The organism is Tabrizicola sp. T46, from assembly GCF_057219895.1.
The window spans coordinates 35,767-62,030 of the sequence record NZ_JBXVVV010000002.1 but is presented as its reverse complement, the minus strand read 5'-3'; the positions used below and the strand labels follow the sequence as shown (position 1 = coordinate 62,030).

General features: G+C 63.9%; 24 protein-coding genes and 1 tRNA gene. 14 read left to right on the top strand and 11 right to left on the bottom strand.

Annotated features, from left to right (window positions below; translation table 11 throughout):
* Positions 1–55: 55 nt before the first annotated feature.
* Both nth and AC2D9V_RS07705 read left to right on the top strand, forming a co-directional pair.
* The gene (nth, locus tag AC2D9V_RS07710) at positions 56–700 is read left to right on the top strand and encodes an endonuclease III (protein WP_484713480.1); all 645 of its coding nucleotides are present in this window, start codon (positions 56–58) and stop codon (positions 698–700) included.
* On the top strand, positions 697–1,680 hold the full coding sequence (locus AC2D9V_RS07705) for an adenosine kinase (RefSeq protein WP_484713479.1): 984 nt from the start codon (positions 697–699) through the stop codon (positions 1,678–1,680). Before nth ends, AC2D9V_RS07705 begins: the two co-directional genes overlap by 4 nt.
* A gap of 23 nt (positions 1,681–1,703) precedes the next feature.
* Here AC2D9V_RS07705 and AC2D9V_RS07700 read toward each other — a convergent pair whose 3' ends face one another.
* Complete coding sequence (locus tag AC2D9V_RS07700; RefSeq protein WP_484713478.1) at positions 1,704–2,378, bottom strand: hypothetical protein; 675 nt, start codon at positions 2,376–2,378, stop codon at positions 1,704–1,706.
* A gap of 96 nt (positions 2,379–2,474) precedes the next feature.
* Here AC2D9V_RS07700 and argE point away from each other — a divergent pair, with 96 nt between their 5' ends.
* Positions 2,475–3,623: an acetylornithine deacetylase gene (gene argE / locus AC2D9V_RS07695; RefSeq protein WP_484713477.1), complete on the top strand. Its 1,149-nt coding sequence runs from the start codon at positions 2,475–2,477 to the stop codon at positions 3,621–3,623.
* Here the strand turns inward: argE and yidD are convergent.
* From yidD to rpmH, 3 genes are read right to left on the bottom strand one after another with little or no spacing between them, the layout of a single operon-like run.
* Positions 3,620–3,892, bottom strand: coding sequence for a membrane protein insertion efficiency factor YidD (gene yidD / locus AC2D9V_RS07690; protein ID WP_484713476.1), 273 nt, complete (start codon positions 3,890–3,892; stop codon positions 3,620–3,622). The genes argE and yidD overlap by 4 nt on opposite strands.
* The gene (gene rnpA / locus AC2D9V_RS07685) at positions 3,889–4,296 is read right to left on the bottom strand and encodes a ribonuclease P protein component (RefSeq protein WP_484713475.1); all 408 of its coding nucleotides are present in this window, start codon (positions 4,294–4,296) and stop codon (positions 3,889–3,891) included. The genes yidD and rnpA overlap by 4 nt, the downstream gene beginning before the upstream one ends.
* Positions 4,297–4,334: 38 nt before the next feature.
* Positions 4,335–4,469, bottom strand: a complete 135-nt coding sequence (rpmH, locus tag AC2D9V_RS07680; protein ID WP_103259146.1) for a 50S ribosomal protein L34 — start codon at positions 4,467–4,469, stop codon at positions 4,335–4,337.
* 257 nt (positions 4,470–4,726) lie between these two features.
* Here rpmH and AC2D9V_RS07675 point away from each other — a divergent pair, with 257 nt between their 5' ends.
* The 4 genes from AC2D9V_RS07675 (at position 4,727) to AC2D9V_RS07660 (ending at position 8,437) form a co-directional block, all read left to right on the top strand.
* Positions 4,727–5,461 carry a TVP38/TMEM64 family protein gene (locus AC2D9V_RS07675; RefSeq protein ID WP_484713474.1) on the top strand — a complete coding sequence of 245 codons (735 nt, stop codon included), beginning with the start codon at positions 4,727–4,729 and terminating at the stop codon, positions 5,459–5,461.
* A gap of 1 nt (position 5,462) precedes the next feature.
* Entirely contained in the window at positions 5,463–6,878 is a 1,416-nt protein-coding gene (locus AC2D9V_RS07670; protein ID WP_484713473.1) for a dihydrolipoyl dehydrogenase family protein, read from the top strand.
* Positions 6,879–6,971: 93 nt separating this feature from the next.
* Complete coding sequence (locus AC2D9V_RS07665) at positions 6,972–8,312, top strand: sensor histidine kinase (protein WP_484714470.1); 1,341 nt, start codon at positions 6,972–6,974, stop codon at positions 8,310–8,312.
* Positions 8,313–8,360: 48 nt separating this feature from the next.
* Positions 8,361–8,437: transfer RNA gene (locus tag AC2D9V_RS07660), tRNA-Arg, on the top strand.
* A 98-nt stretch (positions 8,438–8,535) separates the two neighbouring features.
* Here AC2D9V_RS07660 and AC2D9V_RS07655 read toward each other — a convergent pair.
* From AC2D9V_RS07655 to AC2D9V_RS07645, 3 genes are read right to left on the bottom strand one after another with little or no spacing between them, the layout of a single operon-like run.
* Entirely contained in the window at positions 8,536–9,966 is a 1,431-nt protein-coding gene (locus AC2D9V_RS07655) for an FGGY family carbohydrate kinase (RefSeq protein ID WP_484713472.1), read from the bottom strand.
* On the bottom strand, positions 9,963–11,171 hold the full coding sequence (locus tag AC2D9V_RS07650; RefSeq protein WP_484713471.1) for an NAD(P)/FAD-dependent oxidoreductase: 1,209 nt from the start codon (positions 11,169–11,171) through the stop codon (positions 9,963–9,965). Before AC2D9V_RS07650 ends, AC2D9V_RS07655 begins: the two co-directional genes overlap by 4 nt.
* A complete protein-coding gene (locus AC2D9V_RS07645; protein ID WP_484713470.1) occupies positions 11,164–12,552 on the bottom strand; it encodes an NAD(P)/FAD-dependent oxidoreductase in 1,389 nt (462 codons plus the stop codon). Before AC2D9V_RS07645 ends, AC2D9V_RS07650 begins: the two co-directional genes overlap by 8 nt.
* Positions 12,553–12,701: 149 nt before the next feature.
* On the opposite strand from AC2D9V_RS07645, the gene AC2D9V_RS07640 reads away from it, so the two are divergent.
* The 4 genes from AC2D9V_RS07640 to AC2D9V_RS07625 are packed head-to-tail and all read left to right on the top strand — an operon-like array spanning position 12,702 to position 16,462.
* Complete coding sequence (locus tag AC2D9V_RS07640) at positions 12,702–13,460, top strand: DeoR/GlpR family DNA-binding transcription regulator (protein WP_484713469.1); 759 nt, start codon at positions 12,702–12,704, stop codon at positions 13,458–13,460.
* A 22-nt stretch (positions 13,461–13,482) separates the two neighbouring features.
* Positions 13,483–13,992: a TRAP transporter small permease subunit gene (locus AC2D9V_RS07635; protein ID WP_484713468.1), complete on the top strand. Its 510-nt coding sequence runs from the start codon at positions 13,483–13,485 to the stop codon at positions 13,990–13,992.
* Positions 13,992–15,332, top strand: coding sequence for a TRAP transporter large permease (locus AC2D9V_RS07630; protein ID WP_484713467.1), 1,341 nt, complete (start codon positions 13,992–13,994; stop codon positions 15,330–15,332). The genes AC2D9V_RS07635 and AC2D9V_RS07630 overlap by 1 nt, the downstream gene beginning before the upstream one ends.
* 44 nt (positions 15,333–15,376) lie before the next feature.
* On the top strand, positions 15,377–16,462 hold the full coding sequence (locus AC2D9V_RS07625) for a type 2 periplasmic-binding domain-containing protein (RefSeq protein WP_484713466.1): 1,086 nt from the start codon (positions 15,377–15,379) through the stop codon (positions 16,460–16,462).
* Between the two features lie 479 nt (positions 16,463–16,941).
* Here the strand turns inward: AC2D9V_RS07625 and AC2D9V_RS07620 are convergent, their stop codons facing one another.
* The 4 genes from AC2D9V_RS07620 to ppsA form a co-directional block, all read right to left on the bottom strand.
* Positions 16,942–18,165 (bottom strand): vWA domain-containing protein, encoded by a 1,224-nt coding sequence (locus AC2D9V_RS07620; RefSeq protein ID WP_484713465.1) that lies wholly within the window; start codon positions 18,163–18,165, stop codon positions 16,942–16,944.
* Positions 18,162–19,265 carry an AAA family ATPase gene (locus tag AC2D9V_RS07615; protein ID WP_484713464.1) on the bottom strand — a complete coding sequence of 368 codons (1,104 nt, stop codon included), beginning with the start codon at positions 19,263–19,265 and terminating at the stop codon, positions 18,162–18,164. The genes AC2D9V_RS07620 and AC2D9V_RS07615 overlap by 4 nt, the downstream gene beginning before the upstream one ends.
* Positions 19,265–19,951, bottom strand: coding sequence for a hypothetical protein (locus AC2D9V_RS07610; protein WP_484713463.1), 687 nt, complete (start codon positions 19,949–19,951; stop codon positions 19,265–19,267). The genes AC2D9V_RS07615 and AC2D9V_RS07610 overlap by 1 nt, the downstream gene beginning before the upstream one ends.
* A 249-nt stretch (positions 19,952–20,200) precedes the next feature.
* Positions 20,201–22,633: a phosphoenolpyruvate synthase gene (gene ppsA / locus AC2D9V_RS07605; RefSeq protein ID WP_484713462.1), complete on the bottom strand. Its 2,433-nt coding sequence runs from the start codon at positions 22,631–22,633 to the stop codon at positions 20,201–20,203.
* 132 nt (positions 22,634–22,765) lie between these two features.
* On the opposite strand from ppsA, the gene AC2D9V_RS07600 reads away from it, so the two are divergent.
* The 3 genes from AC2D9V_RS07600 to AC2D9V_RS07590 all read left to right on the top strand — a co-directional run bounded on the left by AC2D9V_RS07600 (position 22,766) and on the right by AC2D9V_RS07590 (position 26,262).
* The gene (locus AC2D9V_RS07600) at positions 22,766–23,128 is read left to right on the top strand and encodes a hypothetical protein (RefSeq protein WP_484713461.1); all 363 of its coding nucleotides are present in this window, start codon (positions 22,766–22,768) and stop codon (positions 23,126–23,128) included.
* 66 nt (positions 23,129–23,194) lie between these two features.
* Positions 23,195–23,905 (top strand): ABC transporter ATP-binding protein, encoded by a 711-nt coding sequence (locus AC2D9V_RS07595; RefSeq protein WP_484713460.1) that lies wholly within the window; start codon positions 23,195–23,197, stop codon positions 23,903–23,905.
* Complete coding sequence (locus tag AC2D9V_RS07590; RefSeq protein WP_484713459.1) at positions 23,899–26,262, top strand: ABC transporter permease; 2,364 nt, start codon at positions 23,899–23,901, stop codon at positions 26,260–26,262. The genes AC2D9V_RS07595 and AC2D9V_RS07590 overlap by 7 nt, the downstream gene beginning before the upstream one ends.
* Positions 26,263–26,264 lie beyond the last annotated feature (2 nt).

The following is a 26,264-nucleotide window of genomic DNA, read 5'->3' as shown; positions in this document are numbered from 1 at the left end:
CGCGACCCGTTTCCTGCGGCTTGTCGCGCGGCTGCTTATGTGCTGCAAAAGTGGAATGACGCCACAGCTTCCCTACGCTGCCATGAGGCAGGTCTTCGCCCGATTTGCCGAGATCGAACCCCATCCGAAGGGCGAGCTTGAGCATGTCAATGCTTTCACCCTTCTAGTCGCGGTTGCCCTGTCCGCGCAGGCGACGGACATCGGCGTCAACAAGGCGACGCGCAAGCTGTTCCAGATCGCCGACACGCCGCAGAAGATGCTTGATCTTGGGGAAGATGCGCTGATCGCACACATCAAGACCATCGGCCTATTCCGCAACAAGGCGAAGAACGTCATCAAGTTGTCGCGCCTGCTGATCGAGAATTTCGGCGGCGAGGTCCCAAGTTCACGCGCCGCGCTGACCACGCTGCCGGGGGTCGGGCGCAAGACGGCGAATGTCGTCCTTTCGATGTGGTTTCACCACCCGGCCCAGGCTGTCGACACGCATATCTTCCGGGTCGGCAACCGCACCGGCATCTGCCCCGGCCGTGACGAGATGGCGGTTGAACGGGCGATCGAGGATAACGTGCCGGTCGAGTATCAGGCCCACGCGCATCACTGGCTTATCCTGCATGGGCGGTATATCTGCGTCGCGCGCAAACCCAAATGCGGCATCTGCCCGATCCGGGACTGGTGCCTTTACCCGGAGAAGACCGCATGAAGTCCTATCAGGTCGTCGGTATCGGCAATGCCATCGTCGATGTGTTCTCGACCGCCGATGACAGTTTTCTTGACCTGATGGGCATCCAGAAGGGCATCATGCAGCTTGTGGAGCGCGAACGGGGAGAGCTTCTGTACGGCGCGATGACCAATCGCCAGCAGGCCCCCGGCGGGTCGGTGGCAAATACGCTGGCGGGACTGGGGAACCTTGGATTGACCACCGCCTTTATTGGGCGAGTCCATGATGACGCGCTGGGTCGCTTTTACGCGCGCACGATGGCCGACGAGGGAACCGACTTTGTCAACCCGCCGGTGCCGGGCGGTGAGCTGCCCACCTCGCGCAGCATGATCTTCGTCTCGCCAGATGGCGAGCGATCGATGAATACCTACCTCGGCATTTCCTCGGAACTTGGGCCCGACGATGTCTCGGACAGCGTGGCGGGCAGCGCCGAAATCCTGTTCCTTGAAGGCTATCTTTACGACAAACCCAAGGGCAAACAGGCTTTCGAACGTGCGGTCGACCTTTGCCATAGGGCCGGAGGGAAAGCCGGCATCGCGCTGAGCGACCCGTTCTGTGTGGACCGCCATCGCGACGACTTCCGGCGCCTGGTGAAATCGCTCGACTATGTCATCGGCAATGAGCACGAATGGGCGTCGCTTTATAAGACCGACCTGTCTGCCGCACTTGAGCAGGCCGCGCGGGATGCAGGCCTTGTCGTCTGCACCCGCTCGGGCCATGACGTGATCGTCGTCAGGGGCGACGATCAGGCGGTGGTGCCGGTTCGTCGGGTCGTGCCCGTCGACGCAACTGGCGCTGGTGACCAGTTTGCTGCGGGTTTCTTATACGGTCTGGCGACCGGCCAGTCTCTTGCCACTGCCGGACGGATGGGCTGCGTCGCGGCTGCCGAGGTCATCAGCCATTTTGGCGCAAGACCTGAGACGGACCTGAAGGAACTGTTCCGCAAGGAAGGCCTGATCTGACCTGACTTTGGCGGTAGGAGCGATCAATTCCCGATCAGCCGGTAGCTGTTGGCCGCCGAGCCATGGTTCACGATCTCGACGGTGAAGAAACCGTTCCGGGCAGGAGTCAGGCGGCAGAGGAATGGCTGGACACTCGCCGCTTCGGCGCAGATCGACGCGCCGCCCGCATCGCGGACCGTGATCTCCAGCGGGCTGTTCCCATCGCCGATCAGGCCGATCTCGGCCGGCACCTGACCGAAAAGCGGCATGCGCCATTCGTCGGTCTGGCCCGGACCAAGCTTGGCGCGCGCCTCGACCGCAGTCAGGGTGCGCGATCCGGGAAGCTGGGCGTCCAGGTCCCAGACCATGTCCTGCAGGTCGGGGTCATCCCCCGCAAGGTTCCGTGCGATCGTCAATGCCATCTCGCCGGCCGGATCGGGTGGGGTGTGCTGGTCGGCTGCGGGCTCTGCCGGGGCACCGCCGATTGCCGTTCTTTCCCAACCCGTGGCCGGGCGCAGCGTGACAGCGCGCGCAAGCTGGATCGACTCCAGGAGGGGCAAAATCTCGCCCGACGAAATGGCCGCAAGATAGGTCTCTTGGGCAAGGATCAGCTGTGCGGCGCTGCCGGGTTCGCCATTGGCAGTAGCAGTCACATTTGCTTCCTGGGCCAGGGCGGGCATGGCGAGGGCGGCAAGGAGGGCAATGAGGACGCGCGGCATGGTGCGACTGTCGCAAAGCCGGTGCGGCGCGGCAAGACGGGAAACCTTTTCCGTGCCCGCGTTTCGCGCTAGCAGGTTCAGGACAAGGAGAGACCGATGCGCGAGATCCTGGACAGGCTTCTGGCCTTCGATACCGTAAGCTCGCGGCCGAATATGGCGTTGATGGAGTACGTCAAGGGGCTTCTCGAAGCCGAAGGTATCGGGGTGACGCTGATCCCCGATCACGCGGCAGGAAAGGCCAACCTCTATGCGACGGTTGGGCCCGAGGGTGCGGTCGGAGTCATGCTGTCGGGCCATACGGATGTGGTGCCGGTGGACGGGCAGACCTGGAGCTATCCGCCGTTTGCGATGACCGAGCGTGACGGGAAGGTCTTCGGGCGTGGCGCGGCCGACATGAAGGGCTTTGTCGCCTGTGCCGTAGCGGCGATGCTGGCGGCGGCCCGGAAACCGTTGAAGGTGCCGCTGCACCTTGCGCTGTCCTACGACGAAGAGATCGGCTGCATGGGGGTGCGAAGCCTGATCGATATGCTGGCCCAAGCCCCAGTGAAGCCCCGGTTCTGCATCGTGGGCGAACCGACGGGGATGCAGGTTGCGACCGGCCACAAGGGGAAGGTCGCACTGCGCGCCACCTGTACCGGACGGGAGGGGCATTCGGCGTTGGCACCCCTTGCCCTGAACGCGTTGCATCTGGCGGCGGATTTTCTTGGCGCGGTACGGCGCCTGCAGGCTGAGGTCGCCGCGACCGGGTTGCGGGATGGCGATTATGATGTGCCGTACACGACCCTGCATGTCGGCAAGATGTCTGGTGGGGTGCAGGTCAACATCGTGCCGAACCATGCGACGCTGGATTTCGAGATCCGGTCGCTGGCGGGAGAGAATGTCGGTGCCCTTATCGCGCGGCTTGAGGCAGAGGCGGAGGCGATTGTCGCCCCCTTGAAGGCCGAGTTTCCGGAGGCGGCGATCCAGGTCACACGCCTGTGGGACTATCCCGGCCTTGGCACGCCGTCCGATGCGGGCGTGGTCAATTTCGTGAAGGGCCTGACCGGCGCAAACGGGACGATCAAGGTTGCTTTCGGGACAGAGGGCGGCCTTTTCGACCAGAGGCTCGGCATCCCGACGGTGATCTGCGGGCCGGGGTCGATGGCCCAGGGTCACAAGCCGGACGAGTTCGTCACCGTCGAACAGCTGCGGCGTTGCGAGACGATGCTGGGGGCGCTGATCGACCGGCTGGAAGCGGGGATCTAGGACTTGCCGTCACCGTCCCGGCGGATCTGCGCGTCGTGTTCGGGATCAGCCCCCGGTACTGGGTCATAGCCATGCCCGCCCCAGGGGTGACAGCGGCAAAGACGATGCGCAGTCAGGTATCCGCCCTTAAGCGCCCCGTGGCGGTCCAGTGCCTCAAGCGCGTAGGCCGAGCAGGTGGGCTGGAACCGGCAGCCGTGGCCCACCCAGGGGGACAGGACCAGCCGGTAGGCCCGGACAGGCAGCGCAAGCACATGGGCAAGGGGGTTCATGGCCGCCCCCGGTGCACAACGGCGAGCGCCGCCTCGAGATCACGGCAGAGATCGGCGTATGGGCGGCTTACGGTAGCTTCCGGCCGGGCGACGAGCACATAGTCCCAGCCGGGCCGGGCGAGACCTGCAAGTACGCCGCGCGCCAGTGCGCGCAGCCGGCGCTTGGCGCGGTTGCGCAAGACGGCGTTGCCGATCTTTTTGGACGCGGTGAAACCGACCCGGATACTGGCCTCGCCATCCGACCGGTCGCGGGCTTGGAGGAGGAATCCGCTAGTCCCCTGCCGCCGGGCTGACGCTGCCTTGAGGTAGTCCGCGCGTTTGGCAAGCACAGAAAGCGAAACCGCCGAAGACCCTGCGGGTGCTTCGGCGCCATGGCCTTGCCCCTCGGTCTTCGGCGGTGTCATGTCGCAACCCCTGCTGCGCCCCCTAGAGGCGCATGGCTTCAGGCGGTAAGCTTGTGACGGCCCTTGGCGCGGCGCGCAGCCAGAACAAGACGGCCATTCTTGGTGGCCATGCGGGCGCGGAACCCGTGGCGGCGCTTGCGAACCAGGTTCGACGGTTGAAAGGTGCGCTTCATCGCGGCTCTCCATTAGACGTAACCCGAACCCCGTACGGATTCGAGGGCCTGTAACTCGAAGCCAGTCCTTTACGGGCGCTTGGCGGGCAAGTCAACGTGAGGAACCTGCTTTTTCCGCAAGATTTCCGTTCCGTCGCGACAAATCCCGTGCGTCGTCGTTCCGGCACCATCGCAGAGCATCAACGTGGCGTGATCGACCTGTGCAATCACCTCTGAATACGCCATTCTTGCCACCAATGCAGGGAAGGCCAGAACTCATGCCGGCGCAGGATGTCCCAGGCAACGAAGAACGCAGCGGATGGCTGCGGCGCCTGCCGTTCCTTGTCGTTCTGGCAATTGCCGTCCTTGGAGCGGTGTTCTTCCGCGACCAGTTGAGCTTTGAGACACTGGCACAGCGGCGCGAGGACCTCGTTGCCTTTCGTGACACGCATTACCTTGCGGCGGTTGCAGTGTTCATGGCGAGTTACGTTGCGATCGTTGCCTTCTGCCTGCCGGGAGGAACGATTGCCACCCTGACGGGAGGGTTCCTGTTCGGGGTCGTGCCCGGGGTTTTCTTCAACATAACCAGTGCTGCGATCGGTGCGGTGCTGATCTTTCTGGTCGCACGATCCAGCTTCGGCGACCAACTGGCGCGACGGGTTGTCGAGGGGGGCGGGGTGGCCGCGCGGCTGATCGTGGCCATCAAGAAGAACGAATGGTCGGTGCTTTTCATCATGCGCCTCGTGCCCCTGGTTCCGTTCGTCCTGGCCAATCTTATCCCCGCCTTCACCGGGTCCAGCCTGTTTCGCTATGCGGTCACGACGGTTCTGGGCATCATTCCCGGCGCGCTTGTCTTCACCTCTGTTGGAGCCGGGCTAGGAGAGGTATTCGAACAGGGATCGACGCCGGATCTTGGCATCATCTTTACGCCTTCGATCCTGCTGCCCCTGCTTGGCCTTGCGGCACTTGCGGCTTTGCCGATGGTGTTGCGGGCGTTCCGGAAGGATTTCTGATATGGCGCGGATCGATACCGACATCTGCGTGATCGGCGCGGGATCGGGCGGGCTTTCCGTTGCGGCAGGCGCGGTGCAGTTGGGCTCGCGGGTGGTCCTGATCGAGGCCGGGGAAATGGGCGGCGACTGCCTGAACGCGGGCTGCGTGCCGTCGAAGGCGCTGATCGCCGCCGCCAAGGCCGCCGAAGCTCAGCGCAGGGGTTTCCGGGGAGTAGCCGGAAATGAGCCGACCATCGACTTCGGCGCAGTGAAGGATCATGTCGCAGCCGTAATCGATGCGATTGCCCCGGTCGATAGCCAGGAACGCTTTGAAGGGCTGGGTTGTACGGTCATTCGCGCCTTCGCCCGCTTCAATGGCCCACGCGAGGTCGAGGCCGGCGGTCAGACTATCCGCGCGCGGCGCTTTGTGATCGCGACCGGCTCACGGCCCTTCGTTCCCCAGGTCCAGGGCGCGGATTCGGTACCCTTCCTGACCAACGAGACGATCTTCGACCTTCGGGAGCGGCCAAGCCATCTGATCGTCGTCGGTGGCGGACCGATCGGGATCGAGATGGCGCAGGCGCACCGCCGCCTGGGCTGCGATGTCACCGTGATCGAAAGTGCAAAGGTGCTGGGGCGCGAAGACCCGGAGCTTGCTTTACTCGTGATCGAGGCGCTGAAGTCTGAGGGCATCCGTTTCGTCGAGGGGCAGCCGGTCGTCCGCCTTGCGGGCGATCCGGGGGTGGTCGAGGTGACGCTGGGCGACGGAACCCAGGTCACCGGCAGCCATATCCTGATGGCGGTGGGGCGCAAGGTTGCGCTTGAGGGGATGAACCTTGAGGCGGCCGGCGTTGCCTACACGCCAAAGGGAGTTACGGTCGATGCACGCCTTCGCAGCACGAACCGCAGGGTCTATGCGGTGGGTGACGCCGCCGGGGGCCTGCAGTTCACGCATGTCGCCGGCTGGCATGCGGGTATCGTGATCCGACAGGCGATGTTCGGTCTGCCTGCAAAGGCCGACCTGCGCGCGATGCCGCGGGCGACCTACACCGACCCGGAACTTGCCCAGGTTGGTCTGACCGAAGCAGAAGCCCGCGCTTCCCATGGGGACCGGCTGACCGTGGTCCGCGCGGAGTTTTCCCACAACGACCGTGCGCAGGCCGAGGGCAACATGAAAGGCCTGATCAAGGTCATGGTCGTAAAGGGGCGGCCGGTCGGGGCCAGCATTGTCGGGCCACAGTCGGGTGAACTGATCGGACTGTGGGCTTTGGCAATCAGCGCGCGGCTGAAGCTTTCCGCCATTGCCGGCATGGTTGCTCCCTACCCCACGCTGGGCGAGGTTTCCAAACGCGCCGCAAGCGCCTATTTTTCCCCGAAACTCTTTGGTAGTCCTGCCATAAAGGGGATCGTGCGGACGGTGCAACGCCTGATCCCCTGAAGTCAGGCAAAGGTGGGCCGGGTGGCGGAGCGACGTCAGAGGTTTCTCAACACGCTCTCAGGGCGGTTCCTGATCCTGACCGTCATCTTTGTCATGCTGGCAGAAATCCTGATTTTCGTGCCTTCGGTTGCACGCTACCGCGCGGACTTCCTTCTGACGCGTCTTAAGCAAGCCCAGATCGCAGCCCTGACCCAGCTTGCGACCGAAGAGATGATTATGCCCGAGCTGGAGGCCGAACTTCTGGCGAATGCCGAGGTCTACAACGTCGTCCTCCGCCGCGACGAGGTGCGCCAGTTGGTCCTGTCTTCGCCAATTCCGGGAGAAGTTCACGACACCTTCGACCTTCGCATGGCCGGCCCGTGGGAGCTTGTGCGGGACGCCTTCGCATTGCTTGCGGACCCCGAGAACAGGATCATCAGGGTAATCGGCTACCCGGTGCAAGAGGCCGGCACGCTGATCGAAGTTACAATGGAGACAAAGCCGCTCCGGGACTCGATGGTGGAGTACGGGCTTCGGATCCTCATTCTTTCGGCGCTGATCTCGGTCGTGACGGCCTTTCTTCTTTTCCTTGCGGTTCGACGCCTGCTGGTTTTGCCGATCCGGCGCGTTGTCCGCCATATGCAAACCTATGCCGAAGCACCGGAAGACGCCCGGCGGGTGATTGCGCCGAATGCCGACGTCGAGGAGTTGCGCGTTGCGGAAGAGGCGCTGCAATCGATGCAGACCCAGCTGACCGGTGCGCTTCGGCAGAAGGAAAGGCTCGCCCAACTTGGCGGCGCAGTTGCCAAGATAAGTCATGACTTGCGCAACATACTGACTACAGCGCAGCTTTTCGCTGACCGGATCGAGGCAAGTGCCGACCCGGTGGTGGCCCGATCGGCCCCAAAGCTCGTCAGTTCGATCAGCCGGGCAGTCTCGCTGTGCGAATCTACTCTGGCTTTCGGCAAAGCAGAAGAACCGCCACCGCAGTTGCGCAGGCTGAACCTGGCTCAACTCGTCTCGGATGTTGCGGAAGGCGAAGGGCTGGCCGGTGACGGATTGGTGACGATCCTGATCGACGTGCCGCCAGGCCTTACGGTCCGTGCCGATGGTGAACAGCTTTATCGGGTGTTGTCGAACCTTGTGCGCAATGCGAGGCAGGCGATCGACGCAGTTGGCCAGCCGGGTTCGATTGAGATCTCGGCTGGTGAAGATGAACGTGAATGGTGGATCCGTGTCGGTGACACCGGCCCAGGTTTGCCCCCGAAGGCGAAAGAACATCTGTTTTCCGCCTTCCAGGGAGGAGCGCGAAAGGGCGGTACCGGCCTTGGTCTTGCCATCGCAGCCGAGTTGGTGCGCGGCCATGGCGGGCGACTTGAACTTGCCCGAAGCGATGCTGAAGGAACCGAATTCGCCATTCACCTGCCAAAAGATACCGACGTGTCTGAAGTGTGATTTGGCCTTGCATTGGCAGTCCGCCAAGGCTAAACGCCGCGGTCATGCGGACCCGTAGCTCAGCTGGATAGAGCATCAGACTACGAATCTGAGGGTCGGGCGTTCGAATCGCTCCGGGTCCGCCACTCGCCTTTGGTAAGGTTGAATCTTCTTGGCCATCCAGCCCCATTCCGATCAAGGCAACCGAGCGACGCTTCAGTCAACCGCGCGCCAGCGCCTTGGATCAAGTGGGCGCGGCCAGGCTACCCACCAACGAGAAGTCTTCAATTGCCCGTCTTGCCGCTGCAAAAGCCGCGAGCCGAGCGGTGCGTTGGGTAGCGTCTGCAAATACTGTACGGCCTGCCTTTTCATCGGGGCGCCTCATGCCGAGGCTGTCCGCCGCCATCCATGCAAGCCCTGCTGCAGTCTGTTCGGTTTCAGCGGCAAGAAACAGGTCATGACCGGCGACCTCGGACAGGAACTCCACAAAGTAGCCGTTGCGCGACAGGCCGCCATCGACCGAGACCGGGCCGTCAAGCGGATGTAGAGCTTGTATCGCCGCAAGAACCTCGGCCGTTCTAAGCGCGATGCCTTCAAGCAGCGACTGCATCATGTCATCCCTCCCGTCTCCCAGGCCAAGCCCCAGCCAGGCCCCGCGTGCAAGGCGGTTCCAGTGCGGGCAGCCAAGACCGGCCAGAGCCGGCACAAAGGCGATGCCGCGGTCGATCGCGGGCGGGGTGGAAAAGGAGGAAATCCTTGTGAAATCGTCAAATAGTCCCAGACCCTTTGCCCAATTCACCGCGGATGCCGCGGCGTAGACACCGCCGTCCAGAGCATAGGTGATTGGTGCGCCGGCCGCTTGCCAGGCGACAGTAGGCAACGGGCCGGGACGGTCGGGGCGCAGGAGGGACCCGGTCAGGCATTGCACGAAAGCGCCGGTGCCGAAGGTCACCTTTGTGGCGCCTGGCCGGTTGCAACCATGCCCGAAAAGGGCGGCCTGCTGGTCGACAATTGAGACGGCAAGCCTCGCTCCGCCGGGAACGCGCCCGAGATCGCCAGATGTCGTACCAATTACAGGCAGGCAATCCAGCGGTACTCCAAAGAGGTGGCAAAGATCGCTGTCCCACTGCCCGGTTTCCAGATTCATCAGCGATGTGCGCGAGGCGGTGGCGATATCAGTCTCGAACCGTCCCGTCAGCCGGTCGCGGAAGAAGGCGTCGGTCGTGCCGAGGCGGAGGCTACCACTGCGGGCGAGTTCTGCCGCCCGGGGCTGCCGGGCGAGCCAGCCGAGCTTCGCGGCAGAGAAGTAGGGATCAAGCGGAAGGCCCGCTCGGGCCATGACCAGAGGGCCTGCGCCTTCCGCCAACAGCCCGGCGGTGATCGGGGCGGTACGGTCGTCCTGCCACGAGATCACCGGGCTGAGCGGCCGCCCGTCGCGCGCGTCCCAGGCAAGGCAGCTTTCGCCCTGGTTCGCAATTGCGACGATATCGGCCTTGGCAGCGTCGAGGCAGCGTCGGATGTTGGAGAGAAGCTCCTCGCCATCCTGTTCCACATGGCCGGGGGCGGGGTAGGTCTGGGCATGGGACAAGGACAGGATGGGGCGGAGAAGGCCGTCCGCCTCCATTACCAGCACGCGGGTGCTAGTCGTACCCTGGTCGATGGCGGCGATCCTCATGCGAACGGCTCCAGCGCCAGGGTGATCGGGTCGGGGCCGGGTGCGGCGGGAAGTGGCAAGGAAAGGCGTCGTTCGGGCAGGCTGTCGATGCGGCGTTCGGTCAGGGTGCGGCCATCCTGGGATAGGATGAGCCTCCCTTGGACCGCCCGGTCGAGGCGGAGTTGCAGGCGGTCATGCGCCGCGTCGGGGCTTGCGGGGCCGATGACCTGCGGCACGGCAAGCCTCAGGCCCGGGGCAGAGACGGTCAGCCGCGCGCCCCCCGGTTCAGGGAGCCTACCGTCCAGCGCGGCAAGGATCGCACGGGCGGTCCGGCGGCCCTCGGCCCAGCACCAGCCGGCGGTTTCCACGCCCCGGAGGAGGTTCCCGGCGGCGAAATAGCTTGGGTCAGTCAGGCGAGCCCAGCGGTCGATGATCGGGCCGCCAGAGCCCGGGTCCACCTCCAGGTGGCTTGGTCGGATCAGTGCCGCGTCGGGCCGGAAGCCGCCCGATACGATGACACCATCGCAGGCCAATTCCTCGGGTCCATCGGGGGTGGCCAGCGTCACGCCGTCCACCCGGGTGCGGCCGTGAATCGCGGCGATCTCGGTTCCGAGGCGCACGGGTACGCCCATCAGCCGGGCGAGCCACAAGAGGGGAGAGTGTGCAGTGATGCGGGGCCCGGGTTCAAGCATGGCGACCGGCCGGATGCCCGCCTCTCGGCAGGTGAGAAGGGAGGAGAATGCGACGAGTTCGCTCCCAAGGATCACCGGGCGCTTGAACGGGCGCTGGTGGTTGAGGTGGACGATCCCCTGCAGTGCGCCGGTGGACATGACACCACCCGGCTTCTCGCCCCCGATCAGCCGGGCGGCGCGGCTGGTCTCACGCACGCCAGTGGCGAGCAGAACGGCGCGGGCGGAGAGGGTGGCGGGGCCCTGATCGTCGGTGACCTCAAGCTGACCGCCTGGGAGGAGCGCGGTGACAGTCGTGCGGCTTCGAATGGAGACGCCTGTTGCCAGCGCCTCGGCCCGAAGGCGGGCGGCGTATGCGGGGCCTTTCAGGAGACGTTGGAACTCGCGCATCCCATAGGGGTAGTGGCCGCAGTGGCGGGGGATGCCCCCGGCCTCGGGCTCGCGCTCGAGGATCGTGACCCGGCGACCGGCGCGAGCGAGTTCGGTGGCGGCCGCCAGCCCCGCCGGGCCGCCGCCGACGATCAGGACGTCAGGCATGTCCCGGCTCCAGCATAGGCTGGACCAGGCGGCCTTCGGTGACTTTCGCAAGTTCGGCCGAGCAGTAGAACCCCTGGCAGCGGCCCATCGTGACGCGAGTTCGGCGCTTCAGCCCGGCAAGGCTGCCCGCAGCAAGAGGGCCGGTCATTGCCGCCTCGACTTCGCGCCGCGTCACCAGTTCGCAATGACAGAGGATGCCGCCATTGCCGGGGCATTGCCAGTCCCGCGCGCCCATTATGGAGATGTTCGACACCTGCGGCCAGGCGGGATCGGGCAGAGCTCGCCAGTCGCCGTTGACGTGGCGGACAACATGAGCAGCGATACCGAGCGCCGCCGAGAGGCCGGTAGAGCGGATGCCGCCGACACAGGTGTATTCCGGAGCAAGGTCGAAACGCAGGCGATACTCCTTCTCCTCGGTCGCAGGGCGAAGACCGGCGTAGACGGCCGTGACCTCGTGGCTGGCGAGCGCGGGCAGGATCTCCTCCCCCCGCCGCATCAGGGCCTGCAGGGTCGGGCGGTCCAGCTCGGCGTGTTCGCGGTCGTCCTGTTCCTCGGCGGTCGGGCCGACGAGGAGGTTGCCGAAGGCCGTGGGGCAGACGACGATGCCCTTGGTGATCTTGGTCGGCACGGGCAAGAGTATATGCGCAGCCAAGGCAGAGGCGGTCTTGTCGTAAACCACGAACTGTCCCTTGCGCGGCTTGATCCGGAACCAGCTCTCGCCAGTCACTCGTCGGTCGACCTCGTCGCCCCAGAGACCAGCAGCATTGACCACGTGGCCCGTGGTTACGTCCCCCGCTTTGGTTATCAGATGCCATGCCTTCCCAGAGCGGCGGGCGGCCACGACCTCGGCGCCGCGGCGCAGCTCGGCCCCGTTGGCGAGCGCTTGGAGGAGATAGCCATGCGCGGCGGACCAGGGGTCGATCAGGTGTTCGCCCGGCACGCGGAAACCGGCGCGGACAGTCGGGGCAAGCTGGGGTTCTAGCTTCCGCGCTTCGTGCGCGGTCAGGGGGTGGACATCGGTGACCCCGTTCGCCAGCGCCTGGGCCATGAGGGTGGGAAGGGTCGCCTCCTCTTCCTCCGTCCAGGCAAGGACCATGGCACCCGCGCGGATCAAGGGCAAGCCAAGCCGGGCGTGGACTTCGTGGTATAGCGCATAGCCTTCACGGATACAGGCAAGCTCCAGGCTGCCTTCGGGCGCATCGAATCCGGTGTGCAGGATCGCGCTGTTGCCCTTGGACGCCCCGTCAAGGATGTCGGCCGCCTTTTCCAGCACCACGACCCGCGCGCCAGCCAGGGCGAAGGCCCGGGCCAAGGCACAACCCACGATGCCAGCCCCGATAACAGCGACGTCGAATTGGGCAGGGGTTTCCGACGATAGCATCGTTCATCCTGTGGTTTTCAACATGAATTGACTATTTGGTCATTCTCGTCAAGATACGATTCGACGGCGGGAAACAAAATTGACCGCCGGGTAAAAAACAGGTTGACCCGGGGCCATCTCCTCGGTTCGGCTGGCAACCGGGGAATGGGATGAAGCCGCACGAACGACAGCCTCGGATCGAGGCGATCATCCGGCGCGAAGGAGAAGTCTCGGTCGAGATGCTTGCAGCACACTTCGACGTATCGACCGAGACGATCCGCCGGGATCTCGGGCAGCTGGCCGAGCAGGGGCGGGTGCAGAAGGTGCACGGCGGCGCGCGGCGACCGTTCCTGGCGGCCGAGCCCAGCCACGGCGAGCGCGAGGTCGCCTCGGCTGCCGAAAAGGCGCAGATCGGACGGCGTCTGGCCGAAGCGGTGGCCCCGGGCGAGACGCTGTTCATCGACACCGGCTCGACCACGCTGGCTGCGGCCGAGGGGCTGGCGGGAATCCCGGGCCTGACGGTCATCACCAACTCTTGCCGGCTGGCCGAGAGGCTGGCCCGCGCCGGGTCGGATGCAGCGATCCACCTTCTCGGCGGGCGTTACGGAGTCGACAATGCCCAGACGACCGGCAGCGCAGTGCTGGAACAGATCGCGCTTTACCGGGCTGACCGAGCGATCCTGACGGTGGCCGCGATGGACCCCGCGACCGGCGCGATGGACGCTAGTTTCGACGAGGCGCAGATTGCGCGCGCGATGATCCGCCATGCCCGCAGCCTGACGGTGCTGGCCGATGCGACGAAATTCGGGCGTCACGCGGCGCATATGGTCTGTTCCGTTTCGGAAATCGGGCTTCTGGTCACCGACGGGCGGCTGGACCGGACGCACAAGGCGGCGCTGATCGACAAGGGGGTGAACCTGTGGATGTGACAACCGGCAAGGGGGCGCGCGCATGCCGCAGGTGATCAAGGCCTATGTCCGGCTGATCGACCGGATCTCGGACTACGTCGGATACCTTGCGGCCTCGCTGATCTTTTTCATGGGCGCAGTGCTGCTGTTTGACGCGGTAACGCGCAACGTGATCAACATGCCGGTGCACTGGGCCATCGAGCTCACGCAGTTCACGCTGGCCGCCTATTACTTCATGGGCGGGCCGATCACCTTGAAAAACAACGAACACGTGCGGATGGACCTGTGGTACGCCAACATGTCCGAGCGCGGGAAGGCGAAGGTCGACCTCTTCACCGTCTGGTGCCTGATCTTCTATCTGGGCGTGATGCTCTGGGGCTCGATCTCGTCGCTGCAATACGCGATCGAGACGAACGAGCGGCGGTTCTCGATCTGGAACCCCTCCACCGTCCCGATCAAGGCGCTCCTTACGGTCTGCCTTGTGCTGATGCTTTTGCAGGCGTTCAGCCTGGTCTTCAAGCACATCGCCACCCTGCGCGGGGAGCGCATCTGATGTCATACGAGATGATTGCGCTTCTGATGTTCGCCACGATGGCACTGTTGCTGATCACCGGACAGCGGGTGTTCGCGGCGATCGGGTTTGTGGCGGCAGGGGCGGCCTTGCTTCTGTACGGCAACGGCGCGGCTGAACTGCCTTACAATCAGGTGTTCAAGCTCTTCAACTGGTATGCCATGCTGACACTGCCCATGTTCATCTACATGGGCTACATCCTGGCCGAATCCGGGATCGCGGAAGACCTCTACAAGATGATGCATGTCTGGTTCGGCCGCCTTCCGGGGGGCCTTGCCGTGGGCACCATCCTGGTGATGGTCATCATCTCGGCGATGAACGGGCTGTCGGTCGCGGGGATGGCGATTGGCGCCACGATTGCCCTGCCCGAGATGATCCGGCGCGGCTACGATAAGGTGCTGATTTCGGGCGTGGTGCAAGGCGGATCGTCGCTGGGCATCCTGATCCCGCCCTCGGTCGTGCTGGTGCTTTACGGCATGATCGCGCGGCAGCCGGTGTCGCAGCTGTGGTTCGCGGGCGTGATGCCGGGGCTGATGATGGCCGCGATGTTCATCGTCTACATTATGGTCCGGGCGAAACTGAACCCGAAGCTCGCACCCCCGGTCCCGGCCGAAGAGCTTTCAATGCCTCTGCGCGACAAGCTGGCGCTGGCCAAGGCGGGGATCATCCCCTTCCTGATCTTCTTCACCATGACGGGACTCTTCGTCGGTGGCATCACGAGCCTGGTGGAAAGCTCTGCCGTGGGCGCCACCGCGGCGACGCTGGCGGCTTGGGCCAAGGGGCGGTTCAGCTGGCGGCTGGTGCGCGAGACCTCGATGAAGACGCTCGCCGTCAGCTGCATGTTCATGTGGCTCATCCTTGCGGCGCTGGCCTTCGGCTCGGTCTTCGATGGCTTGGGCGCGGTGAAGGCCATCGAGACGCTGTTCATCACACAGTGGGACCTGAGCCCCTGGATGATCATCATCATGATGCAGGTCAGCTTCATCCTGCTGGGGATGTTCCTGGACGACACGGCCATGCTGGTCATCGTGGCGCCGCTCTACATTCCACTGGTGGCGAGCCTGGACCTTGGGTTCGACAACCAGCTGGTATGGTACGGCATCCTCTACACGATCACCTGCCAGATCGCCTACATCACGCCGCCTTTCGGCTATAACCTGTTTCTCATGCGCTCGCTTGCGCCGAGCGAGATCAGCCTGGGCGACATCTACCGTTCGATCTGGCCCTTCGTGGCGATGATGATCCTGACCATCGTGCTGTTGATGATTTTCCCGCAGATCGCTCTGTGGCTGCCCGAGCAGCTGCAAAGCGTGCGGGGCTGAACGACCAACCGGGCCGAAAGAGCCCCTGCAACAAGGAGACGAAGATGACGGACAAGAAACCAAGCCCTTCCGAGGCGATCCTCGCCTCGCGCCGGAACTTCCTGCGCCAGTCGGTGATGGGCGCGGGCGCCGTGGCCGGCGCAACGCTGGCCGCTCCGGCGGTGATCGCCCAGACCGGCCCGATCAAGTGGCGGCTTCAGACCTACTCTGGCGCCCCCCTTGGCGCCCATGTGATCAAGCCGCAGATCGATGCCTTCAACGCAGCCGCCAACGGCGAGATGGAGATCGAGCTCTTCTATGCCGACCAGCTGGTTCCAACGGCGGATCTCTTCCGCGCACTGCAGAACGGCACGATTGATGCCGTCCAGTCGGACGAGGCGACGATGGCCTCGCCCGTCGACATCGCGGTGTTCGGCGGCTACTTCCCCTTTGCCACCCGCTTCAGCCTCGATGTGCCGGCGCTATTCCGGTATTACGGGCTGAAGGAAATCTGGGAAGAGGCGTATTCGGAAGTCGACGGCGTCACCTGGCTTTCGGCCGGCGCCTGGGACCCGCTGCACATCTTCACCGTGGACAAGCCGATCCGCAGCCTCGCCGACATGCAGGGCCTGCGCGTCTTCGGCGTTCCGACCGCTGGGCGTTTCCTTGCCAGGTATGGCCTCGTCCCGGTGACAATCCCGTGGGACAACGTGGAAGTCGCAATGCAAACCGGGGAGCTTGACGGCGTGGCTTGGTGCGGCTTCACGGAGGCCTATGAAGTTGGATGGGCGGATGTGTGCAACTATGCACTGACCAACTCGGTGACGGGGGCGTGGTTTGGCAGCTACTTCGCCAACACCGCCAGCTGGCAGAAGGTGCCTCCGCACCTGCAGGAGCTGTTCAAGATCACGATCGACCAGTCGCACTACTACCGGAACGTCTGGTACTGGGGCGGCGAGGCCAAGCTGCGCGTCGAGGGCGAAAAGATGGAGCTTACCTCGCTTCCGGATGCTGAATGGGCCCAGGTTCTTGAAGATTCCAAGGGCTTCTGGGACGAAGTGGCGGCGTCATCGCCTCGATCGGCCAAAGTGATTGAAGCGTTCAAGAAGTACGCCGACACGATGGAAAAGGCAGGATACCCTTACCGCTAGCATCGGAGCTCGCGCTGCTGAATGCTGCGCAGGTTGGAGTGCAAGGAAGACTGGCAGCTGATGGCTGATTGATACGGTTCCTTTCTGAGCAACGAGTGAAGGGGCACTCCAATGTCGGCTGTCGTTCGTGACAACCCCCGGCTCATTCAAGCAATGCAGCCGGGGCTTTCCCCTCGTAATCGTCCAGGCAGGATACTGCTCTTGCTGGAATGCGGGTCGGTGAAACCCGACCCGCAGCATCCGGGTCCTTACACGCTTGTGACAGCGTCGTGGTCGTTGCCGGATAGCGACAGAAACTGTGTGATCGACAAGCCGCGCCTGGCCCCGCTGGTTGGGTCACCCTGCGGACTGCATTCGGCGTACGCCGTCTGGTCGATACGCTGATCGGCGAACAACTACCGCGCATCTGTTGACAGCTTCGGTGGTGCATCCGCGACTGGGCGATGCTATCCGCTCCCCTGCGATGTGCGAGAGGCAGTTCACGCCTGGTCGCCGATGACGACCAATCTGCCGAAAGGAGGTCTATTGACACGGCCGGTCACAGCCCAAATGACCGGAAACCTTGGCGGGTCAGGCATTGCCGCTTCCAGATCGGTGAGCACGACAAGGACCGACGGATGCAGGAGTGCACCTCTGGCGAAGAGGTCTGTGAAGTCCGTGCCGCCGCCCGTCCTGACCGATTGTCTGGCATGATCGCGCCAAGCGGGAGGATCAAGGCGGCGCGATTCATGGACCGCCTCGTCAAAGACCAGGAGATGCACCTCTGCCCCAGTCCGGCGGGCAATGCCGTCGGCCTCGGCCCAGAATAGCCGCAGGCTCTGAGGGGCGATGGAGGAAGAGGTGTCCAGCCCTACCACGATCCTCGGTCGTTGGTCCCTGCGCTGGTTCCCCGGCTCAAAGACGGGCATGGCGCTGCCACGTCTTTCTGCCTCGGCAAGACGCGCAATGAAGGGCCGCGAAGGGCGGTGCCAGCTTGCTTTCGGGCGTTCCGCCAGTGCCTTGGCCAGCAGTCCCCGCAAAAGCACTTCCCACGGCAGCACATCGGGCGCGAGATCGGCCAGGATCGCTCCAAGGCGACCGATGCCAGACCCGGCCTTCCGGCCAGCCTCCATGGCGCGCAGGATCTGGTTGCGCCAGTCAGCTGCAGACTGTGCGGGCTGGGCTTCGTCCCTCTCGCCGGTTCGCAGGTCATCGGCAAAGCCCCGCGTCCTGGCCCAGTCGCGCACACGCTTTGCCCGTGCCGGGTCGCTGTGCAATACCATTGCCAGCCGGTCCGCATCCCAGCGCTCGAGCGCGGCGACTGCGCTTGGCGCGGGCTTCCCGGCTTCAGCGAGAAGTTCGGTCAAAAGGACGGCAGGCCGGGGAATGGCATGGCCCGCAAGGATCAGCGCCTCGTTGACAATGCCATCTGCAGCCAGCGTGAAAAGCACCGGATCAAAGGCATCGCCCAGTCGTTCTACGATGTTCGCCGAGCGCGCCGAGTGCCGCAACGCCACATGCAGGACATGGTGCGCCACAAGGCCGACCTGTTCTGGCAGGCCTAAGAGATCGAAGCCCGGCCCATAGCTTATGACCTCGCCTTGCGTCACCGTGTGCCCGGTCCCGTCGCGGTGACGGCACCAGAGCGCCAGGACGGCAAGTGCAGCATCGACCTCTCCCAAATGGGCAATAGCCCGCGCGGCGCGGGCCGAATGCGGCCTCATGGCAAGCCCATCGCACGACGATCAGCTGCATACTCGGCATAGAGCTGCGAGCTCGCGAAGACCTGTTGCCAGCCCTGGTCAAGGGCTCGCCCGATCAGAAGTTCGAAGCCGAAGCTGGCAAGTTCACTGATCGGCAGGCCCCGTGTTGCCAAACCCTTCTCCGCACGAAGATCCGCCAGGATCTCGATGGCGGCAGGCAGGGTCTCGCGGGTGGTGATCCCTACCAGTCCGAAGACCATCGCCGTCAGACCATGCAGAGTTGTCGGGTAGAGCGCGCCACGTTCACTTCGGGGGGTGGCAAGCATCTGATCGATCCGGACCGTCGCCGCGATTTCATCTGCCACAAGCGAAAACTCGGCCGCCGGGGCTGCCCCGACCGTGCCCGCTACCATCACCTGCCGGGTCGCGCGATCAGCGATGCAGTCCATGATGCGGCTGACACGCGTCCAGCTCCGAGGAGTGCAGGCGATCATCTGGCCCCGACGGAGACTGTCTTCGGTCGTCTCAAGTAGGTCAGGGCGCGTGCGGATGAACGCGGCTACGGTGGGGTGAATGCCGGCGGGGATGGCGTAGTTCGCCAGCCAGTCCTCGGCGCTCGCTTGCACGATCATGTGGATCAGCCGGTCGCTGAGGGCCGTGCCCATGTCATAGGCGATCGCGCCGTCCTCGACCTGGTTTCCCGCAGCCACGATCATCACGCTGGCCGGAAGCTGGTGACGGCCAACCCGACGCTCTTGCAGCAGTCCGTAAACCGTCGGCTGCAGTGAAGGGGCCGCTGCCGTCAGTTCGTCGAGGAACAGGATGGCCGGGGTATCACTGTCAGGCAGGTCTTCGGGGCGATACCAGACCGTCTTGGCCGTAGAGTGGTCATAGTAGGGAAGTCCACGCAGGTCCTGCGGCTCCATCGTGGTGAGACGAAGGTCATGAAGCTCGGCCCCGATCCGGTCGGCAAGAGTCTGCACAAGTTCGGTCTTTCCGACCCCCGGACGGCCGTGCAGCATCCACGAGGCCGTCATGCCCCCCGCCCGTTGCGCCTCCCAGCCGGCCTGCAGCACGCGCAGTGCTTCTCCGGCAGACACTGTTGTTGCGTTCACACCCATCAGGCCGTAGCACCCTTTTCAAGCAGGGCTGCCAACCGGGCATGCGCCGACACCGCCCGCGCTTCCTGCGTGATTTCGCGGATGTAAAGGTTGTCCCGGTGATTGACGCTCAGCAGGTCCAGTTCGCTGAAGGCATTGTCGAACAATCCTTGCTGCAGCAGATCGCGATCATCGGACTTAAGCGACAATACATGAGGGCGCGGCACGTCGCCCTGCACCGAGACAAGCGTCAGCGGCGGGACCCGTGCGAGTTCCGACTGTTCGACCACGAGTCGAAGTGACCCCTCCCGCAAGTCATGCCGTGCTGCGATAGTCCGCAGACACGCGCGCGCGCGAAAGCTGAGGATGTCCAGCCTGCGGGCCGCGTCGTCCGGCTCGACTTGGGCCGCCCGTTCAGCTGCCGTTAGACGCAGGACCCTCAACTCAACAAGTACGACCAGCATAACCATGAGGGCCGGGGCCTGCATGACCGGGACCGCAAGGTCGGCAACCAGAATTGGACTTAGCGCGAAGGGTAGAAGCGTAACCGCGAAACGCACGACCTGCATCTCGACCAGAAGTCGACTCCATAGCCTGATGTTTGCGGTCAGCGGTACGACAAGGACCCGGCCCAGGAATTTCTTCGGCAGGCTGCGCGTCTCGAGCACACCAGGATTCCACAACGTAGCGTTTGTAAGGATCAGCATCGCATCTCACGACTTCCATCGCGGACATAGGACGGCCAGTCAGGTTTGCAAACGCCTTGAAGCCTGCCGAAAACTGCGCCCCAACCGGAAGGTCGTCGTTGAGCCGTAAAGGTCCGGCGCGCCAAATTGCTTCTTGGCTCAAGCGCCGTTTGCTTGCTTTCCCTCGCCAGCTTGCGGAAGGCAACTGCACTGGTGGCAACCGCCTTTGCGGCTGAATTCGTTAGCGGCTTGCCCGTCCGACGGGCCTGTTTAGGGGGCCGGGGCAAGAGGCTCAGTCTTGTCGAGCTTCCTGGTGAGCGGGGTGGCTTCCGCTTCTGCGACGTTGCGTTTCACTGCAACGAAACTGTCTGGGGTTACCGAAATGGAGTCGATCCCGGCCCTGACCAGCAACCGTGCAAAAGCCGGGTCATTGCTTGGTGCCTGACCGCAGAGACCGACCTTGGCCCCGGCCTTGTGTGCCCGCGTAATCAGGTTCTCGATCATCCACAGGACTGCGGGGTCGGATTCCTCAAAGAGTTCGGCAAGATCCTCGGCGTCGCGGTCGATCCCAAGGGTAAGTTGCGTCAGATCGTTCGAGCCGATGGAGAACCCGTCAAACCGGGCCGCGAAATCTTCCGCAAGGATCACGTTCGCCGGTATCTCGCCCATGACATAAACCTGCAAACCATCCTTCCCGCGCTTCAACCCATGCTTGGCCATAGTCTCCAGCACGCGGTCAGCCTCTTTCGGACTCCGGCAGAAGGGGATCATCACCACGACGTTGTCAAAGCCCATCTCTTTCCGCAGCTTCAGGATCGCCTTGCATTCCAGCGCAAACCCCGCCTCGTAGCGGGGCGAGTAATAGCGTGAGGCGCCACGGAAACCGATCATCGGGTTTTCCTCATGTGGCTCGAATTCACGCCCGCCCAGAAGCTCGGCGTACTCGTTGGTCTTGAAGTCACTCATCCGCACGATCACCGGGCGCGGGTAGGCGACGGCGGCAATCTGTGAAAGGCCGCGCGCAAGACCGTCGACGAAGAAGTCAGTCTTGTCGGCATAGCCCTTGGTCAATTCGGCGATTTCAGCCTTGGCCGTTTCGTCCTTCAAGGCGTCAAAATGCACCAGCGCCATCGGGTGGACCTTCAGCGCGTTGTTCACGACGAACTCCATCCGCGCGAGGCCTACCCCGTCGAACGGCAGCCGCCACCAGCGGAAGGCGGCGGACGGATTGGCGAGGTTCAGCATGATCTTCGTTCGGGTCTGCGGCAGGTCATCCAGACGCAGGGTTTCGGTGGTGAATTCGGCGATCCCCTCATGGATCACGCCCTCATCGCCACCCGCACAAGAGACGGTCACCTCCTGCTCGTCATGCAGGACATGCGTCGCATTGCCGGTGCCCACGATGGCGGGCAAGCCAAGCTCGCGACTGACAATGGCAGCATGGCTGGTGCGGCCGCCGTGGTCGGTCACGATCGCCGAGGCGCGCTTCATGATTGGCACCCAGTCAGGGTCGGTGGTACCGGTCACAAGGATCGAGCCGTCGACGAACTGGTCGATCTCATGGGCCGACTCAATGATGCTGACCCTTCCAGTGGCAACGGCAGACCCGACGCTCAGACCTTTCAGCAGCACCTTTCCGGCCTTCTTCACGCTGTAAGACTTGATCGCCCCGGTATCGCTGCGCGACTGCACGGTTTCCGGCCGGGCCTGCACGATGAAAAGCTCGCCCGTATCACCATCGCGGGCCCATTCCATGTCCATCGGCTGGCCGTAATGCGTCTCGATCGTCGTCGCCATCCGCGCGAGATCAAGGATCTCTGCATCACTCAGCACCCAGGCCGCCCGTTCGGCCTTGGAGGTGGGGACGTTCTTCGTCTCGCCGCTTTCGCTGCCGGCGTAGATCATCTTGATCTCTTTCGCGCCGAGCGACTTCTTGACGATGGGCGTAAGGGATTTCTTGCCGAGGAAGGGTTTGTAGACCTCGTACTCGTCCGGGTTCACCGCGCCCTGCACGACGTTTTCGCCCAGCCCCCAGGCCGCAGTGATGAGCGCGACCTTGTCGAACCCGCTCTCGGTGTCGATCGAGAACATCACGCCGGACCCGCCGGTATCCGACCGCACCATCCGCTGCACCCCGATGGACAGCGCGACTTTCGTGTGACCAAAGCCCTTCAACTGCCGGTAGGTGATCGCCCGGTCCGTGAAAAGCGAGGCATAGCAACGCCGGCACGCTGCCAGCACGGCCTTTTCGCCCCGCACGTTCAAGTAGGTTTCCTGCTGTCCGGCAAAGCTTGCGTCCGGCAGATCCTCGGCCGTGGCAGAGGATCGGACGGCGACCGGCAGGTCCGTCGTTCCCGCCCGGCGCGAGAGTTCCCGGTAAGCGGCCAGGATGTCGTCGTGGATGTCCTTTGGGAAATCACCCTCAAGTATCATGCCTCGGACCTGAGTACCGGCCTCATGCAGCGTGATCCGGTTATCCTGCCAACGCGTGATCACGTCGTCGATCCGCGCATCAAGGTCATTGGCCGTCAGATAGGCGCGGTAAGCGTCGGCGGTCGTGGCAAAACCGCCAGGGACCTTGATCCCTTTCCTGCCCAACTGGCGCACCATCTCGCCCAGAGAACTGTTCTTGCCGCCGACCAGGGCAACATCGCCGCGCGACAGGTCTTCGAACCACATGACGTTGACGGACTTCCGGGCCATCGCGCTCTCCTCCGGGTTGGCTGCACGGGGCGGAGGATGCGCCGTCCTTTCGTGACGGTTCTTGACGCGGATCAAGGCGCGCACGGAAATCTGATGGCTTGATGGCGCAACAGCACGGAAATGGAGACCGCGATGACTAAGACGGACATCCTGAACGCGAAAGAGCGGGTCACGGACGCCTCGACACTGGACGAGGCTCTGCTTGTCGAAGCCGCCGATGCCGCAAGGCTTGTGTTTCCGACTCTCCCCGCGCTGCCGCAATCCGTGACGGACAAGGTGGAAGCGGTACTTCACCTGATCGACATGGCCTTGCCGAACTGGTCGATCCAGTTGACAGGCAAGGCAACCGAACCTGATGGCCATTGGCGTTGTTCCTTGCGCGAAACGCGTGGCAGTGACGAAATCGAGATCGTGGGGCTTGGGACGGGCTCGGTCGTCTCGCTTGCCTTGCTTGAGGCGCTTCTCGACGTGGCCTTGCAGAAGATCCAGCGCTGAACCACGGCGCAGCTGTAAGGTTTCCCCAACGCCGAGACCAATGTGCCGGTATGGAGCCTTGGTGCCATGACCGCTGACATCGTCTTCCGTGCCAAAGGCCTGACAAAGGTCTATCGCAACGGTGCGCTCGAGGTGCATGCCCTTCGCGGCATCGACTTCGTGGCTCGCAAAGGCGAGTTCATCGTTATCCTTGGGCCCTCCGGTTCGGGTAAATCCACATTCCTCAACATCGTCGGCGGGCTTGATACCGCAACCGCCGGCGAGGCCTGGTTTGCTGATCACCAGCTGAGTGCACTGGATGAAAAGGGGCTGACCCAGTACCGGCGTGACCACGTGGGGTTCGTCTTCCAGTTCTACAACCTCGTGCCCAGCCTCACGGCGCGTGAGAACGTCCAGCTGGTCACCGAAATCGCCCGCCACCCCATGACAGCAGACGCGGCGCTTGCGCTGGTCGGCCTTGCAGACCGTGCAGATCACTTCCCGGCCCAGCTTTCCGGCGGCGAGCAGCAGCGTGTCGCCATCGCCCGGGCCATCGCCAAGAACCCCGAGGTTCTATTGTGTGACGAACCGACGGGAGCCTTGGACAGCGCCACCGGCGTCAAGGTCCTTGAGGCGCTGCTTCAGGTGAACCGGGCAGTCGGGGCAACGACACTGGTCATCACCCACAACGCCGCAATCCGCGACATTGCCGACCGCGTGATCCGCTTTGCCGACGGTCGGATCGTCGAGGAAAGCGTGAACGCCGTGAAGAAGGCCGCGTCGGAGGTCGCATGGTGATCAACCCCCTTCGCCGCAAGGTCCTGCGCGACCTGCAGCGGCTTTGGGCGCAGGTTCTGGCGATTGCGCTGGTCCTCGCTGCCGGGGTGGCGACGCTCATCCTCGGCAACGGCGCCTATTCCTCGCTTTATGAGACCCGCGCGCGATACTACGAGGACTACCGCTTCGCCGATGTCTTCGCCGACGTGACCCGCGCCCCCCGCGGCCTTCTGGCCGAGATTGACGAGATCGAAGGCGTCCTTGATGCCGAGGCACGGATCGTGAAGCTGGGGCTGCTGGATCTTCCCGGGATGACGGAACCGGGATCGGTGCTTTTCGTCTCGCTTCCAGCCAGTGACGCCGGGCTCAACCAGCTTTACCTGCGTGTCGGCCGGCTTCCCGATCCGCAGTCCGCTGAAGAGGTCGTGATTGCAGACGGGTTCGCAACCGCCCATGCCCTTGGACCGGGTGACCGGCTGCCAGTTTTGATGAATGGCAAGCGGCGCGAGCTTCTGGTGACCGGGGTCGCCCTCTCGCCCGAATTCATCTATGCCCTCGGCCCCGGCCAGATGATGCCTGACCCGCGCCGTTTCGGTGTCGTCTGGGCCCCGCGCACCAGCCTTGAAGCCGCGTTCGACCTGGAGGGCGCCTTTTCGAACGTTGTCCTGAAACTCGCGCCGGGCGCCAACCCGGACCGGGTCATCGAAACGCTGGACCGGCTGACGGCGCGCTATGGCGGCATCGGGGCATTCCCAAGGAAGGACCAGACCTCGCACGCGTTCCTCGATGCCGAACTGAAACAGTTGTCGGCCATGGTGAAGGTCCTCCCCCCGATCTTCCTTCTGGTCGCGGCAATGCTGGTCAACATGACCCTCTCTCGCCTCATCACGCTGGAGCGCGAGCAGATCGGTCTTCTGAAGGCCATCGGCTATTCCTCGCGCGCTGTGGCGCAGCACTACATCGAATTTGTGCTGCTGATCTCTGTGCTCGGCATCGTCATCGGCCTTGCGGTCGGCACCTGGCTCGGGGCCGGTCTGGCAGGGATGTACGCGCGGTTCTTCTCCTTTCCCTACCTGCTCTTCACGCGTGATCCGCAGATCTACGGGCTTGCGGCCATCATCACGCTGGCCTCGGCCATAACCGGCGCGTTGCAGGCCGTGCGTACCGTCGCAAAGCTGCCTCCAGCCGTCGCCATGGCACCGCCTGCCCCGGCAAGCTACCGCCAGAAAGCCGGTTGGGTCCGGCGGTTCGTGCCCATGCGCCAGACCGGTGTCATGGTCGCGCGTCACCTCTTCCGCTGGCCGTTCCGCACCGCATCCAGCACGCTGGGCGTCGCAATGGCCGTGGCAATCCTGGTGGCGTCGCTTTGGTCCTTCGGGTCGATCAACCACATGATCGACATCACCTTCTTCCGCAGCGAACGACACGACGTCCAGGTGGTCTTCGGAACACCCGAGCCGCAGCGCACCCTCTTCGCGGTTCGCCAAATGCCCGGCGTCCTGGCGGCCGAACCCTTTCGCATGGTCACCGCGCGGATCAGTCACCGGAACCTGTCGAAGAAGCTGGGCATCATGGGCCACCCTGCCGGGGCAGAGCTTTCCCGGGTGCTCGATGCCAGCCTGAGGCCCATGACCCTGCCCGAGTCCGGACTGATCCTGTCAGAGGCGCTGGCCGACTCTCTCAATGTCAGCCCCGGCGATCTGGTCACCGTCGAGGTGCTAGAGGGGGCACGTCCCACCCTGACGTTACCGGTCAGCGGCATCTCGTTGGGCTATGTCGGACTGGGCGCGACGATGGACATCGCCGCGCTCAACCGGCTGATGGGGGAAGGGGCGCTCGTCTCGGGACTGAACCTGATGATCGACGAAGCCCAGGACGCGGCCTTTTTCGCCGCTGCAAAGGCTGCCCCCAAAACGGAAATGATCACCGTGACCTCGCTGATGCTGAACCGGTTCAAGGAAACCCTGGCCGAGAACATTACCGTGATGATCACCGTCTACGTCGGACTGGCCACCGTCATCGCGGTCGGCGTGGTCTACAACTTCTCGCGCATTGCCCTTTCCGAGCAGGGGCGGGAACTTGCCAGCCTCCGTGTCCTTGGCTTCACCAACCGCGAGGTGTCTGGCGTCCTCTTCGCAGAACTGGCCACCGTCGTCCTTCTGGCACAACCGATCGGCTGGATGATCGGCTACGGCATCAGCCTGGCGATGGTTGCTGCCTTTTCGTCCGACCTCTACCGCGTGCCCTTCGTGATCGGGCGAGAGGTCTTTGCCACCGCCTCACTGGTCGTCATGGCCGCCGCCCTCGTCTCGGCCGCAGCCATCCGCGGGCGGATCAACAATCTGGACATGATCGAAGTCCTGAAGACACGGGAGTAACC

Bases quoted from the DNA above. Each gene is read 5' to 3' on its own strand.
- AC2D9V_RS07665 (WP_484714470.1), top strand. From the start codon at position 6,972: ATGCTGGCAGAAATCCTGATTTTCGTGCCTTCGGTTGCACGCTACCGC.
- AC2D9V_RS07620 (WP_484713465.1), bottom strand. From the start codon at position 18,165: ATGAGGCCGCATTCGGCCCGCGCCGCGCGGGCTATTGCCCATTTGGGA.
- AC2D9V_RS07640 (WP_484713469.1), top strand. From the start codon at position 12,702: ATGAAGCCGCACGAACGACAGCCTCGGATCGAGGCGATCATCCGGCGC.
- yidD (WP_484713476.1), bottom strand. From the start codon at position 3,892: ATGAACCCCCTTGCCCATGTGCTTGCGCTGCCTGTCCGGGCCTACCGG.
- argE (WP_484713477.1), top strand. From the start codon at position 2,475: ATGCGCGAGATCCTGGACAGGCTTCTGGCCTTCGATACCGTAAGCTCG.
- AC2D9V_RS07650 (WP_484713471.1), bottom strand. From the start codon at position 11,171: ATGCCTGACGTCCTGATCGTCGGCGGCGGCCCGGCGGGGCTGGCGGCC.
- AC2D9V_RS07700 (WP_484713478.1), bottom strand. From the start codon at position 2,378: ATGCCGCGCGTCCTCATTGCCCTCCTTGCCGCCCTCGCCATGCCCGCC.
- AC2D9V_RS07625 (WP_484713466.1), top strand. From the start codon at position 15,377: ATGACGGACAAGAAACCAAGCCCTTCCGAGGCGATCCTCGCCTCGCGC.
- AC2D9V_RS07615 (WP_484713464.1), bottom strand. From the start codon at position 19,265: ATGGGTGTGAACGCAACAACAGTGTCTGCCGGAGAAGCACTGCGCGTG.
- AC2D9V_RS07655 (WP_484713472.1), bottom strand. From the start codon at position 9,966: ATGAGGATCGCCGCCATCGACCAGGGTACGACTAGCACCCGCGTGCTG.
- rpmH (WP_103259146.1), bottom strand. From the start codon at position 4,469: ATGAAGCGCACCTTTCAACCGTCGAACCTGGTTCGCAAGCGCCGCCAC.
- AC2D9V_RS07600 (WP_484713461.1), top strand. From the start codon at position 22,766: ATGACTAAGACGGACATCCTGAACGCGAAAGAGCGGGTCACGGACGCC.
- AC2D9V_RS07705 (WP_484713479.1), top strand. From the start codon at position 697: ATGAAGTCCTATCAGGTCGTCGGTATCGGCAATGCCATCGTCGATGTG.
- AC2D9V_RS07610 (WP_484713463.1), bottom strand. From the start codon at position 19,951: ATGCTGATCCTTACAAACGCTACGTTGTGGAATCCTGGTGTGCTCGAG.
- rnpA (WP_484713475.1), bottom strand. From the start codon at position 4,296: ATGACACCGCCGAAGACCGAGGGGCAAGGCCATGGCGCCGAAGCACCC.
- AC2D9V_RS07630 (WP_484713467.1), top strand. From the start codon at position 13,992: ATGTCATACGAGATGATTGCGCTTCTGATGTTCGCCACGATGGCACTG.
- AC2D9V_RS07590 (WP_484713459.1), top strand. From the start codon at position 23,899: ATGGTGATCAACCCCCTTCGCCGCAAGGTCCTGCGCGACCTGCAGCGG.
- AC2D9V_RS07645 (WP_484713470.1), bottom strand. From the start codon at position 12,552: ATGCTATCGTCGGAAACCCCTGCCCAATTCGACGTCGCTGTTATCGGG.
- AC2D9V_RS07635 (WP_484713468.1), top strand. From the start codon at position 13,483: ATGCCGCAGGTGATCAAGGCCTATGTCCGGCTGATCGACCGGATCTCG.
- AC2D9V_RS07675 (WP_484713474.1), top strand. From the start codon at position 4,727: ATGCCGGCGCAGGATGTCCCAGGCAACGAAGAACGCAGCGGATGGCTG.
- AC2D9V_RS07670 (WP_484713473.1), top strand. From the start codon at position 5,463: ATGGCGCGGATCGATACCGACATCTGCGTGATCGGCGCGGGATCGGGC.
- nth (WP_484713480.1), top strand. From the start codon at position 56: ATGACGCCACAGCTTCCCTACGCTGCCATGAGGCAGGTCTTCGCCCGA.
- AC2D9V_RS07595 (WP_484713460.1), top strand. From the start codon at position 23,195: ATGACCGCTGACATCGTCTTCCGTGCCAAAGGCCTGACAAAGGTCTAT.
- ppsA (WP_484713462.1), bottom strand. From the start codon at position 22,633: ATGGCCCGGAAGTCCGTCAACGTCATGTGGTTCGAAGACCTGTCGCGC.